Raw genomic sequence first — 12,883 nt, 5'->3', positions numbered from 1 at the left:
ATCAGGCTCCCGCGCGGCTATCGATACGCAGCAGCATGTAGCGTGCGATGGCAAGGATGACGAAGGTGATGAGGAAGAGGAGAAGGCCGAGCGCCACCAGCGACGAGGTGTAGAGGTCGCCGACAGCTTCGGTGAATTCGTTGGCGATGGTCGCCGAGATGGTCGTTGCCGGCGCAAACAGCGAGGCGCTGATGCGGTGCGCATTGCCGATGACAAAGGTGACAGCCATGGTTTCGCCGAGCGCGCGGCCGAGGCCGAGCATGACGCCGCCCATGATGCCGACGCGGGTATAGGGAATAACCACGCGCCGCGTCACTTCCCAGGTCGTGCAGCCGATGCCATAGGCCGATTCCTTGAGAACCGCCGGCACCGTGTCGAACACGTCCTTGGTGATCGAGGTGATGAAGGGCAGCACCATGATGGCCAGGATAAGCGAGGACGTCAGCAGGCCGATGCCGTAAGGCGGACCGGCAAACAGGCTGTTGAGGCCGGGAACGCCGTGGAACAGCCAGATGATAAAGGGCTGCACCGTCGTCTGCAGGAACGGCGCCAGCACGAACAGGCCCCAGATGCCGTAGATGATCGAGGGAATACCGGCCAGCAGTTCCACCGCCATGCCGATCGGGCGCCGCAGCGGACGTGGGCAAAGTTCGGTGAGAAAAATGGCGATGCCGATGCCGAGCGGCACTGCGACGATGATGGCGATCGCCGACGTGACGATGGTGCCGTAGATAGGCGCGAGCGCGCCGAATTTCTCCGTGACCGGGTTCCAGGACTCCGAGGTCACGAAGGAGAAGCCGAAAGTGGAAAGCGCCGGCCACGAGCCGGCAACCAGCGACACGGCGACGCCGCCGAGCAGCACCAGGACCAGTATCGCTGCGGCCTTGGTCAACCCGCTGAAGATCGCATCGGTGAGGGCGAAGCGCCTGACCGTGGCATCGCGCGAACCGCGGCCGGCCGGCATGGCTTCCTGGACAGCACTCATGTCAAGTCTGCTCTTTGGCTCGAGGAGGAAAGGAGCGCCGCGGGTACGGCGCTCCTTCGATGGTCTTACTCGCCAGCGTAGACGGGCTTGCCGTCGGCCTGGATGTCGGCCTTCCACGAGGTCTTGATCAGATCGACAACGCTGTCGGGGATCGACACATAGTCGAGCGCCTTGGCGGTTTCCTTGCCGTCCTTGTAGGCCCAGGCGAAGAACTTAAGTGCCTCGCCGGTGGCGGCGGCGTCATCCGGGGTCTTATGGATCAGCACCCAGGTCGAGGCGGCGATCGGCCAGGTGGTGTCGCCGGGCTCGTTGGTGATGATGACGTTGAAGTTCTTGGCATTCTTGAAATCGGCATTCGAAGCAGCCGCGCCAAACGACTCGAGCGACGGCTCGACCACCTTGCCGGCGGCATTCACCAGCTTGGAGTAGGAAAGGCTGTTCTGCTTGGCGTAGGCGTATTCGACGTAGCCGATGCCGCCGTCGGTCTGCTTGACGGTGTTGGCGACGCCTTCCGAACCCTTGGCGCCGACGCCCGTGGGCCATTCGACGGCGGTGTCCGAACCGACCTTGTCCTTCCAGTCCGGCGAGAGCTTCACCAGATAGTTGGTGAAGTTGAAGGTGGTGCCCGAGCCATCCGAACGGTGGACGACGGCAATCGCGGTCGACGGCAGGGTGAGGTTCGGGTTCAGCGCCTTGATCGCGGCGTCATCCCAGGTGGTGATGGCGCCGAGATAGATCTGGGCCAGCGTCTTGCCGTCGAGCACGAGTTCGCCCGGCTTCACGCCCTGGAGGTTGACGATCGGCACGATGCCGCCCATCACCATCGGGAACTGCACGAGGCCGTTCTTTTCGAGGTCGGCGTCGGACATCGGCTTGTCGGTGGCGCCGAAGGTCACGGTCTTGGCTATGACCTGCTTGATGCCGCCGCCGGAGCCGATCGACTGATAGTTGAGGCCGGTGCCGGTGTCCTTCTTGTAGGTGTCGGCCCATTTGGCGAACACCGGATAGATGAAGGTCGAGCCGGCGCCGGAAAGATCAGCGGCCATGGCCGCGGTGAGCGTAACGGTGGATGCCGCAGCCATTGCAATCGCAACGGCCGCCGAGCGGATGAAATGTCTCATATGGCCTGCTCCTGTTCGGAAGATGGTCTCTCGGCACCATTTCTGTCGGCGCCCGGGAGGGGCATAGCCTTCGATTATAACAGTCGCATGACAGTTTCATGTCAGCCCGGTAACGGCTGGACAGGCCTGTCCGAACAAGCCTTTCGCGGCCTTTGACGGGCGGCGGGAGTTTGTCGCCGGAATCAGCGACTTGTCTGACTTTTGGGCCAAAATTTATCCCGGCGGCCTGGTTGCGGCCGCCGGGAAATAAAATCCGGACGAGAGTGCGTTGCCTGAATGCCAGAGCGGATCATGGCATGGCCATCGCCGAAAACAGGTCCGTTGGGGTAGATTTGACGCTGTTTCTTGTTTGGCGGTCGCTGCCCCCGCCCGTAACCGAAGGGCGGAATCAATTACGACCATTGTCCGGACTTGGCGCATGTTTGATATGGTGCGATCGCACCATACGTATACGTCAACTTCGAGTGCAACGCCGACCTTTAAAAAGCATCCTGTCAGCCGGCGTTGCGCCGGATTTCGGCGTCCGTGCCCAACCAGCGCTCGAGCTTTTCGAGCAGTGCCCGCGGGCTGATCGGCTTCGGCAGGTAATCGTCCATGCCGGCCTCGATACAGCGTTCGCGGTCGCCTTTCAGCGCATGCGCGGTGACGCCGACGATCGGCACATGGGTGCCCATCTCCTCTTCCAGCCGGCGAATGGCGCCCGTCGCCTCCAATCCGTTCATTTCCGGCATCGACACATCCATCAGGATCATGCGCGGATTGAGCTTGCCGAAGGCATCGAGCGCCTTGCGGCCATTGCCGACGATTTCGAAGCGGTAGCCGGTCTCGCCGAGGATCTGGGTGAACACCAGCTGGTTCACTTCGTTGTCCTCGGCAACGAGGATGTCGAGCCCGCGCTCGTCACCGGCCGGCCTTGGGCGCGCGCGCGCCGGCGGCGGCTGCAGCATGGCGCGATCCGAGACTGAGGACCGGACGGCCGGCGCCGCCACGCCGGCATCGGCGCTGACGGTCACCGGCGGCTGAACCGCCGCGCTGTGACGGTGGCGCTGGATGGTGGCGACCAGCGTCTCGAGCAGGATGGAGGAGCGCGCCGGCTTGATCAGCTGCGCGTCGATGCCGAGGTCGCGATAGCCGGTGTTGGAGAGCGACTGGTCGACCGACGTCAGCATGATGATCGGGGTATGCGCCAGGCCCGCCGTGTTGCGCACGATGCGCGCCATCTCGGCCCCGGTCATGCCGGGCATCTGATAGTCGAGAACCACACAATCGACCGGCACGCCATAGGCGGCGGCGGCAATCAGCACCTTCAACCCTTCGGCGCCGCTTTCGGCCGCGCAGGAATCGAACGTCCACGACGCCATCTGCTCGCTCAGGATCGAGCGGTTGACCGCATTGTCGTCGACGATCAGCACACGCGCGCCGGTGACGTCGACCGGCATGATGCGCTGTCCGCCCTGTTCGGCCTTGGGCAGCGTCACGCTGAACCAGAAGGTAGAGCCTTTGCCCTCGGCGCTGTCGACACCGATCTCGCCCTTCATCAGCTCGACCAGCCGCGAGGTGATGGCCAGGCCGAGCCCGGTGCCTTCGTGGCGTCTTGTCGAAGAGGTGTCGACCTGGCTGAACTTCTCGAACACCAGCTTCAGCTTCTCTTCCGCAATGCCGATGCCTGTGTCGGTCACCGAAATGGTGAGCCTGGTGCCCGCGGGGACCCGCTCGCCGGTGACGTCGACCAGGACGTGGCCTTCATCGGTGAATTTCACCGCATTGCCGAGCAGGTTGGTGACGATCTGCCTTATGCGGCCGACGTCGCCGACGAACTGACCGTCGAGCCCCGGCTGCACGCGCACGATGAGCTCGAGATCCTTTTCCTTGGCGCGCGTCGACACCAGGGTCGCCACGTCCTCGATCGCCTCGGCGAGGTTGAAGGGCGCCGGGTCGAGCACGAGCTGACCAGCGTCGATCTTGGAGAAGTCGAGGATGTCGTTGATGATGGTGAGCAGCGCGTTGCCCGACTTCACGATGATGTCGGTGAACGTCTTTTGCTTCGGGTCGAGCTCGGATTTGGCGAGCAGTTCGGCCATCCCAAGAACCCCGTTCATCGGCGTGCGGATCTCGTGGCTCATATTGGCCAGGAATTCCGACTTGGCCCGATCGGCAAGAACGGCGCGCTGGCGCGCTTCGGAAAGCTCGGCCTCGCGCTGCTTGAGCTCTGTGATGTCGGTGGTCGAGCCGATCAGATAGAGCGAGCCATCGGAGGCGATCATCGCGCCCTTGCGCGCGAACTGGTGCCGCACGCTGCCGTCGGGCATCGTCACGGTCTCTTCGATCTCCTGCGTCTCGCCGGTGCGCAGCACGGCAAGGTCACCGGCGACAAAGGCTTCGCCGTCGGCGCCGAAGATCTCGACATCGGTCTTGCCGACCGCCTCTTCCTTGCTGAAGCCGGTAAGATCGCACCAGCCCTTGTTGACGTAGAATTGCCTGAGATCCGAGCGTTTGGCGTAGATCGACACCGGCACGTTGTCGATGAGGCTGCGAAACACCTCGTTCTCGCTCATGCTTACCTTGAGCGCCTGCTCGCGCGCCTTGACCTCGGTGATGTCGGTGCTGGAGCCGACCAGATGGACCGAGCCGTCGATGGCCACCAGCCGGCTTTTACGCGTCATCAATTGCCGCACCGTGCCGTCGCGGCTGGTGACGGCCTCCTCGACCTCGCGCCCGGCGCCGGTCGCCACCACCTCGGTGTCGTCGCTGCTGAAGCCGTCGGCCTCGTCGGTGGCGAACAGCTCGCGATCCGTCTTGCCGATGACATCTTCCTTGGCAAGGCCGGTCAGCGTGGACCAGGCCTTATTGACGAATTCGATGGTGAGGTCGTCGGCCTTGATGAACGCGGCCACCGGCAGTTCGTCCATGACGTGGCGATAGAGGTCGATCTGGCGCATGGAATCGCGCAGCGCCTTCTCGCGCGCCTTGATGCCGGTGATGTCGACACGCACGCCGATGAACGTGCCGTCGCTGGTGCGCATGTCATAGACCTGGTGCCAGCTGCCGTCGGGGTTGACCCGCTCATAGGACGAGTTGGGCAGACGGTAGCGTTCCAGCATGGCATCGAGCCAGCGTTCGGTATCGGCGCCGTACAGCTTGTCGATTCCGGGGTCGCCGCTCGACCGGAAGTAGCCCACGGAATGGCCTAGAGCGAGCGCCTCGCGGAAGCTGCAGCCCGGCTGCCAGGCTGGCTTCAGCGCAGGCAGCGTGTCCTGCAGCTTGCGGTTGGCGAAGAGGAACTTGTCGTCGCGGTCGTAGATGATGACGCCCGCCGGCAGCGACTCCAACACGGTGGCGAGGTTCTTGCGCGCGTCCTCCGCCTCCATCTCGCGCTGTTTCATGTCGGTGATGTCGACATAGGAGATCAGCCGTTTACCGCCTGGAAGCGACGCCAGCGAGGCGATAAGCGTGCGGCCGTCACTGCGTGGCAATTGCCTGGAACTGGCGATGCCAACGATGATTTCAGCTTCGCGCTGGGCGATGTGACGTTGCCAGTTCGCCTCGTCGGCGCCGTAGGGATCGGCGCCGCGGCTGGCCTCCATCAGCTCACGGAACGAGCAACCCACCGCGGCGCGGCGCGGATCAATGCTCCAGAAATCATAGAAGGCGCGGTTGACAACCTCGGTCCGCAGATCGGCATCGAGAACGATGACGCCGATCGGCATCGAATCGACCATCATCCGAAGATTGCCGAGCGCTTCGGAAGTCCCGTCCGTATCCGCCATCCCTACCCCCTACGCCGAACCGCGCGGGGTTCGTCGGCGGAATGTGCCCGACAAGCATTAATGATCCGCTAACCTTAACGATTTGCAACCACGCGCAGCCGGTGCCGTTGAATGCAATTCCGGTCCTGGCACCGGCTGCGGTAATCCGTCCGTTGGCGATCGGGACATCAGGTACTATAAGACGTATTGGGGGTTGCTAATGTTTGGTCGAATCGCGGCTTTTGTCCTGTGTCCGGCGCTGCTTGCGGCGGCGGGCTGCGTGCGCAGCGACGACGGCACGGTGATCGTGCCCAGTCGCATGGACGTCAGGCGTGTGTGGGACAAAACTCCACCGGGAACGGCGTCCTCCCGGCAACTGGAATCGGAAGTCTTTCCCCCGCCGCCGCATATGCCGCCTGGACCAGCGGCTCGCAGGTATTCCCGGCCGGCAACGCCGTCGATGGCCTCGCAACTGTCCGGGGATCCGTCCGAACCGGAAAAGTCGCTTGCCTGCCGCAATGTCGGCGAACAGGGCCGGCGTTTCCGCGTCGTGTGCGACTGATCGCCCTTAGGCGGTAAGCCCGCGTGATCGATCGCTGTTCATGAAACCTTTTGCCTATTCCCGGCGTTGTTGAGGCTGACGTAACCAGCGCAGTGCAAGGGGAGACTGAAGATGTCCATTCACTTCACTGTCTCTGGCCTGACCAGGAACCTGATCCATTCGCTTGGGCTGGACCACGACTGGGCGCCGAGGCATTTGACACCCGAACAAAACTTGCTGCTCGAATGCTATCTGGCCGGACAAATCCCGGAATCGGCGTGGAGCGACTATGTGTTCGAGATGCCGGAACTGGGAAAACATCTCAGCGCACGGCGCGGCCGCGCCGTGACGTGAACGAGGCGCCGGTTGCTCGTTATGTCTTCGGCGAATTGAACTGCAAGGTAAAGACGGTGCCCGCAACGCCCTGCGCCAGGGAAGGCGAAAAGCTGACCGGCAGGCAGTCGTTTAGCGCTTTGGTGGCCGCATCGACATAGGCCTTGCGCGCCTTGTCGTCACCCGTGACATGGATAGCGGTAGCTTTCGGAGGCCCGATCAGCGTGCCGTCGCGCTTGAAGCTGAAGCTCAGCGTCACCGAGGATTTGTCGGAATTGGCCGGCGGTGTCCAGCAGGTCTGCAGGGCGGCGCCGACCTCGTTCATGGTGTTGAGCGTTGCCGCTCCGGCGGGAAAGGACATCGTCAGCACGGCTGCTGCGATCGCCGGGAATTTCATTGCTTTCGTCATCGCGTCCTCGTCGCTTTTCTCCCCGTCGACCGAAAACAATGGTACGATCGCCGACGCGTATGACAATAGCATTTCAGTCGGTTCGGCGTCGGCAAAATTCATACTGTCGTGATTGCCGCGCGATGGCTGAAAGCGCGTCGCGTTAAAACGCATTCAGGCGACGCGCTTTAATCTTTGTTTGATGCATGTCGTTCTCCCAAAACCCCTGTGCGCTTTTGGGCGACATGCATTGGAAAAGCAAAAGGCCGGCACGGAGCCGACCTTTCCCTTGCCTCGTCATGGCGCCAGTACATCCGTGGTCGCGGCGAGGACTGGGACCAGTAGACAGAGTTTGGGTAAACGAATCCCTAACGGCGGCTTCTCAGGCTTTGGCTTGCGACCTCACATACGCGATGTAGCCGCGCACATCGCCGGCCGGCTCGGCGTAGGCCTTGCCGAGTTTCTTCTCGATCGCCGCCACATACTCCTTCGCCCATTTGGGCAGCGGGTAGTCGATGACGGCCAGGAATTCGAGTGTCGACGCCAGGCGTATGTCGGCGATCGACGGATGCTTGCCGCCGATGAACGGTTTGCCATCCCTGAAGAAGGAGTGGAACACCTCGAGCGGCTCGGCGATCGCCGCCATGGCTGCCTTCTGGGCTTCCGACTTCTTGTCCGGATGGGCGTCGCTGTGGCCGACCTCGCCGGCATAATGCGGAAAGCCGAGCGCCGGATAGGTGGCTCGAGCGACATAGGGATAGAGCGTGCCGATCAGGTAGAACATGGCGCTGTCGACCATCGCCCGCTTGGCCGGCGCCTTGGGATAGAATTTTTCCAGCCCGTGCTTGTTGGCGAGATACTGCATGATGGCGCAGCTTTCCCACAGCACGCCGCGCGGCAGCCCCTTGTCTTCGATCATCGGCGTCAGATGCGCGGGGTTGCGCGCCATATATTCGGGCGAACGCGTGCTTCCCCAGGCGTCGGTCTCGGCGGCGTCGAAGCCGGCCGCGCGGGCAAACACGCGAACGGTCATGTTGTTGACGCTGGGCTTCAGCATGCTGAGCTTCAGCGCCGGCTTTTTCGTGGCCTTGGCCTTCGGCGCCAGCTTTTTGGCGGCGGGCTTTGCCGCGGCTTTCGCGGCTGGCTTTGCGGCAGCTTTCGGCATTGCCTTGGCCGCGGGTTTCTTTGCGCTCTTCACTGTCTTTGCCATTGTCGTCCTCCCCTTTTTGTTGCCGTCAGTATGGATTCCTCGGCGCCCTGCTCTGCGACAATGTCTCGCGTGAACGCTCGACAAGCGTCTGGATCGCGTCGGCAAGGTGCGCTTCGGCGATGTTGTAATCGCCGCGCGCGACACGGATCTTGTGCGCCTCCATCAAGACATCGGCATGGGTAAAGCCGGCGGGCGGCTCGAAACGATACGAAGCGAGCTCGATCAGCAGCCCGAGCGGGTCCTCGAAATAGATCGAATCCATGAAGCCGCGATCCTTGACGCCGCTATGTTTGATGCCGCGCTCGTCGAGCCGGGCGACAGCCTGCAGGAAGGTCACCCGCGACACCGAAAACGCGATGTGGTGCACGCAGCCCGTTTCGGTCGGCGTGCGCCGCTTGACCGAGTCACGGCTCTCATCGGTGAAGACGGTGATCAGCCTTCCGTCACCCGGATCGAAATAGAGATGGCTTTCGCTCGCCTTGTCGAGATTGGGCTGCTCGAAGATGAACGGCATGCCGAGCACGCCTTCCCAGAAATCGATGGAGGTCTGGCGCCCCGCGCCGACCAGCGTGATGTGATGGACGCCCTGCGACTGCAGTTTCTGCATCGATCTCTCCTCGCCGACCCCTCGCCATCTCGGCGAGCCTGGATGCTGCCACGTCATGCCATCGCCCCACGTCATGTGCGCGGCGGATGTGCACGCCTGGCGGCTTTTCCCAGTCTGTTCCCCAGCGTTCTCAGCGCCGTAACGAGCCCTTTGGAAGGCTTTCGTACCAGGATGTTAGTGCAATTGGCAGCGACGCGCCAGAAGCGACGCCGGTACAAGGCTGTGAAAGATCGGTGGCGTTTAAGGCTGCAGCTGTCTGCTACGCAACGGCTCTAAACTCGGCGTCGGCCATCGTGCCCAGGCCCGCGCATTCGGCGCACGCCATGGTCTGTCCCGGGCAACCGGCCCGGTGTGTTCCTTGCGGGCAGCAATGGCCTTTTGACGCACACCACCTGGAGCAATCGAAAACTTTCCCGCTGCCGTGGCAGTGCGGGCACGTCATTTTCACTGAGGTCATTACCTACTCTACCCGACCCAAATCCGCGTTGCCGCAGATGCTATCCCCGCACCGCAAGTAACAGAGATTGCTACGCTTTCAAGCGTGGCGGCCTGACTTAAATTGGGTGTATCGGGGTACACGGATCTGCAGGGTTTTCGCCGATGCCGCCGCCGCTCGCAATCAAACGCAATCCACACGGCGGCTGCCTGAAAATTGCCGATAATGTGGGAGGAGCCTATGCTTGGTACGCCCAAGGGGAATCGAACCCCTGTTCCCGCCGTGAGAGGGCGGTGTCCTGACCGCTAGACGATGGGCGCGCTCAAGAAGGCGCTACATAGGCTGGCGGCCGGCAAAAAGCAACGGGGTTTTGGACGCCGCGCCGACTTTGCCGAAGGCATGTCCTCAAGCCTGCCGTTTAGGCTCGATCAGGTCCCAGAGATTGCCGTAGAGGTCGGCGAACACCGCCACCGTGCCATAGGGCTCTTGGCGTGGCGCTTCGCGAAATTCGATGCCGTTTGCCAGCATCGCGTGATGGTCGCGGGCAAAATCGTCGGTTTCGAGGAAGAGGAACACGCGGCCGCCGGTCTGATTGCCGATGCGGCTTGACTGCTCTTCGCCGGAAGCTTCGGCCAGAAGCAGCCGCGCACCCTGCCCTGCCGCCGGCGTGACCGTGACCCAGCGCTTGCCGCCGCCGAGGTCGACGTCGTCGGTCAGCACAAAGCCGAGACGACAGACATACCAGGCAATCGCCTCGTCATAGTTGCCGACGACGAGCGCGACGGTGGCAACGCTGCGATGCCCGGCAAAGCCGCTCATTTGTTGCGTGCTCATTTGTTGCGGATTGGGAACTGCCCGATAACGCGGCGTTCGGCGATGTCGTAGAGGAAGATGGCGCGACTGCCGTCGGCGAGCTCGGCGTCGATCGACAGGCGATTGCCGGAGAGCGACTGGCTGATCACCTTGGCGCCGACCGGCAGCACGATATCGCCGCTCAAGGCAACGCCGGCCGGCACCTGTAGGTCGGCGACCGGCGCGGATGCCGTGCCCGGCAACCTGTTCATTTTGTAGACAAGCGCCGCGATCACCACCATAACCGCGAGAAACAGAATGCCGAGATTGATCATCATGAAGCGGACGAGCTTCCGGCGCACATTTTCGGCAGCCGGGTCCAGCGGCTTTTCCTCTTCTTCTTCGGCGACGGGCCGGGCCATGGCTAAACAATCCGCAACGGGTTTCGATGAGCGCTCATAACGAAGAGACCCCGATATTGATAGAGGACGAATTGGCGGACGAGGAATCGACCGCCAGCGAAGCCACCGTGCTGGAAACCGGCGCGGACGCGGCCGGCCAACGCCTCGACCAATGGCTTGCCGCAAAGCTCGGGCCGGAGCTCTCACGCAGCCGCGTCCAGGCGCTGATCAAACAAGGCGCCGTCACCATCGCCGGCAAGGCGGTGCTGGAGGCCAAGCGCAAGCTGGCGGCCGGCGAACGCGTCTCGGTCGTCGTTCCAGCGCCGGAGCCTGCCGAACCGCAGGGCGAGAACATCCCGCTCGACATCCTCTATGAGGACGACGAGCTGATCGTCATCAACAAGCCGGCCGGGCTGGTCGTGCACCCCGGCGCCGGCAACTGGACCGGCACGTTGGTCAACGCGCTGATCCACCATTGCGGCGACAGCCTCTCCGGCATCGGCGGCGTCAGGCGTCCCGGCATCGTCCATCGGCTCGACAAGGAAACCAGCGGCGTCATGGTGGTGGCCAAGACCGACCGCGCCCACAAGACGCTGTCGGAAGCCTTCGCCGACCACGGCCGCACCGGCGATCTCGAGCGCGCCTATCTGGCGCTGGTCTGGGGCATTCCGACCCGCCCGACCGGCACCATCGAAACGTCGCTTGGCCGCGCCGCCGACCGTGTGCGCCGCGCCGTCGTCCCCGAGGGCCGCGACGATGCCCGCCATGCCATCACGCATTTCACGGTCGTCGAGCGCTTCGGCGAGGCGCAGAGAGAATTCGCCACCGCCAGCCTGGTCGAATGCCGGCTGGAAACCGGCCGAACCCACCAGATCCGCGTCCACATGGCCCATATCGGCCATCCGGTCATCGGTGACCCGGATTACGGCCTTGCCTTCCGCACCAAGGCCAACCGGCTGGCGGAACCCTTGAAAAGCCGGGTCAATGCATTTCCCAGGCAGGCCCTGCATGCCTGGCTCCTTGAATTCCGGCACCCGACCACCCATCTAACGATGAGGTTCGAGGCGCCGATACCAAGGGACATGGAGGAAATCGTCGGCGGCTTCCGCAAGCTCTGAAAAGACCTGCCATCAAGACGCTTCAAACCAGCCTTCAAAAAACCTGACTGGCGTTGTTCACTTATGAGTGACACACTGTTTCGTGTTGAACAATTGCCTGTCTTTTCTGGTTTTGTTCCTATATATACCGGTTGTAGCGGATGAGCCTTTGGCATCCGCAATACATGTCCGCCGCGTTCAGGGGACATGCATCACTCCAATAGAGAGGGGGCGCTATCATGGCCCAATCATTACCCAGTATCGTTTCCGGTGAAGGCGGCCTCAGCCGTTACCTGGAAGAAATCCGTCGCTTTCCGATGCTTCAGCCGCAGGAAGAGTATATGCTCGCCAAGCGTTATGCCGAGCATGAAGACACCACGGCTGCGCACAAGCTCGTCACCAGCCATTTGCGGCTCGTCGCCAAGATCGCCATGGGCTATCGCGGCTACGGCTTGCCGATCGGCGAAGTGATCTCGGAAGGCAATGTCGGCCTCATGCAGGCCGTCAAGAAATTCGAACCCGAGCGTGGCTTCCGCCTTGCCACTTACGCCATGTGGTGGATCAAGGCCTCGATCCAGGAGTACATCCTGCGCTCGTGGAGCCTGGTCAAGATGGGTACCACCGCCAACCAGAAGCGCCTGTTCTTCAACCTGCGCAAGGTGAAGGGCAAGATCCAGGCTTTGGATGACGGCGACCTCAAGCCCGACCAGATCGCCGAGATCGCCACCCGCCTGAATGTGTCCGAGGCCGAAGTGGTATCGATGAACCGCCGCCTGTCGGGCGACGCGTCGCTCAACGCCCCGATCCGGGCGAGCGAAGGCGAGTCCGGAGAATGGCAGGATTGGCTGGTCGACGATCACGAAAGCCAGGAAGACATGCTGATCGAGCAGGACGAGCTGGAGAACCGGCGCGGCATGCTGTCGGGCGCGCTTTCGGTGCTCAACGATCGCGAGCGGCGCATCTTCGAGGCCCGTCGCCTCGCCGAAGAGCCGCTGACGCTGGAAGAGCTGTCGGCCGAGTTCGACATCAGCCGCGAGCGCGTGCGGCAGATCGAGGTGCGCGCCTTCGAGAAGGTGCAGGACGCGGTCAAGGCCGCGGCCAGGCGCCAGAACCAGGCGCTGCGCACCATCGACGCGCAGCCTGCAGCTTAAGCTTCAAGGCAGAGACATGAAAAGGCGGCGCTTCGGCGCCGCCTTTTTTATTGGGCGAAGGCGGCGAGCCAGCGA

General features: G+C 62.8%; 12 protein-coding genes and 1 tRNA gene. 4 read left to right on the top strand and 9 right to left on the bottom strand.

Features of this window, described 5'->3' with window-relative positions; genetic code table 11:
- Position 1: 1 nt before the first annotated feature.
- The 3 genes from pstC to AB6802_RS29860 all read right to left on the bottom strand — a co-directional run bounded on the left by pstC (position 2) and on the right by AB6802_RS29860 (position 5,873).
- The gene (gene pstC, locus AB6802_RS29870) at positions 2–985 is read right to left on the bottom strand and encodes a phosphate ABC transporter permease subunit PstC (protein ID WP_371013803.1); all 984 of its coding nucleotides are present in this window, start codon (positions 983–985) and stop codon (positions 2–4) included.
- Between the two features lie 65 nt (positions 986–1,050).
- On the bottom strand, positions 1,051–2,106 hold the full coding sequence (pstS, locus tag AB6802_RS29865; RefSeq protein ID WP_371013802.1) for a phosphate ABC transporter substrate-binding protein PstS: 1,056 nt from the start codon (positions 2,104–2,106) through the stop codon (positions 1,051–1,053).
- A gap of 494 nt (positions 2,107–2,600) precedes the next feature.
- Positions 2,601–5,873 (bottom strand): response regulator, encoded by a 3,273-nt coding sequence (locus AB6802_RS29860; protein ID WP_371013801.1) that lies wholly within the window; start codon positions 5,871–5,873, stop codon positions 2,601–2,603.
- 199 nt (positions 5,874–6,072) lie between these two features.
- Between AB6802_RS29860 and AB6802_RS29855 the strand changes: the two genes are divergently transcribed.
- Positions 6,073–6,414 (top strand): hypothetical protein, encoded by a 342-nt coding sequence (locus tag AB6802_RS29855; protein WP_371013800.1) that lies wholly within the window; start codon positions 6,073–6,075, stop codon positions 6,412–6,414.
- Between the two features lie 111 nt (positions 6,415–6,525).
- Positions 6,526–6,747 (top strand): hypothetical protein, encoded by a 222-nt coding sequence (locus AB6802_RS29850; protein WP_371013799.1) that lies wholly within the window; start codon positions 6,526–6,528, stop codon positions 6,745–6,747.
- 19 nt (positions 6,748–6,766) lie between these two features.
- Here the strand turns inward: AB6802_RS29850 and AB6802_RS29845 are convergent, their stop codons facing one another.
- From AB6802_RS29845 to AB6802_RS29820, 6 genes are all read right to left on the bottom strand, one after another.
- Positions 6,767–7,135, bottom strand: a complete 369-nt coding sequence (locus tag AB6802_RS29845; RefSeq protein WP_371013798.1) for a hypothetical protein — start codon at positions 7,133–7,135, stop codon at positions 6,767–6,769.
- Positions 7,136–7,496: 361 nt separating this feature from the next.
- Positions 7,497–8,324: a glutathione S-transferase family protein gene (locus tag AB6802_RS29840; protein WP_371013797.1), complete on the bottom strand. Its 828-nt coding sequence runs from the start codon at positions 8,322–8,324 to the stop codon at positions 7,497–7,499.
- Positions 8,325–8,349: 25 nt separating this feature from the next.
- Positions 8,350–8,931: a VOC family protein gene (locus AB6802_RS29835; protein WP_371013796.1), complete on the bottom strand. Its 582-nt coding sequence runs from the start codon at positions 8,929–8,931 to the stop codon at positions 8,350–8,352.
- Positions 8,932–9,612: 681 nt separating this feature from the next.
- Positions 9,613–9,687: transfer RNA gene (locus AB6802_RS29830), tRNA-Glu, on the bottom strand.
- Positions 9,688–9,772: 85 nt separating this feature from the next.
- The gene (locus tag AB6802_RS29825; protein ID WP_371013795.1) at positions 9,773–10,186 is read right to left on the bottom strand and encodes a VOC family protein; all 414 of its coding nucleotides are present in this window, start codon (positions 10,184–10,186) and stop codon (positions 9,773–9,775) included.
- Positions 10,187–10,197: 11 nt separating this feature from the next.
- On the bottom strand, positions 10,198–10,581 hold the full coding sequence (locus AB6802_RS29820) for a fimbrial protein (protein ID WP_371013794.1): 384 nt from the start codon (positions 10,579–10,581) through the stop codon (positions 10,198–10,200).
- A 26-nt stretch (positions 10,582–10,607) separates the two neighbouring features.
- Here AB6802_RS29820 and AB6802_RS29815 point away from each other — a divergent pair, with 26 nt between their 5' ends.
- Together AB6802_RS29815 and rpoH are read left to right on the top strand one after the other, a co-directional pair.
- A complete protein-coding gene (locus AB6802_RS29815) occupies positions 10,608–11,678 on the top strand; it encodes an RluA family pseudouridine synthase (RefSeq protein WP_371013793.1) in 1,071 nt (356 codons plus the stop codon).
- Between the two features lie 218 nt (positions 11,679–11,896).
- Positions 11,897–12,808 (top strand): RNA polymerase sigma factor RpoH, encoded by a 912-nt coding sequence (gene rpoH / locus AB6802_RS29810; protein WP_371013792.1) that lies wholly within the window; start codon positions 11,897–11,899, stop codon positions 12,806–12,808.
- The last annotated feature ends 75 nt before the right edge of the window (positions 12,809–12,883 follow it).

Origin of the sequence: Mesorhizobium sp. RCC_202 (genome assembly GCF_041355295.1) — a bacterium.
Taxonomy (GTDB): domain Bacteria; phylum Pseudomonadota; class Alphaproteobacteria; order Rhizobiales; family Rhizobiaceae; genus Mesorhizobium.
Note: the sequence above shows the minus strand (reverse complement) of the source record. Positions and strands in the feature narration are given on the sequence as shown.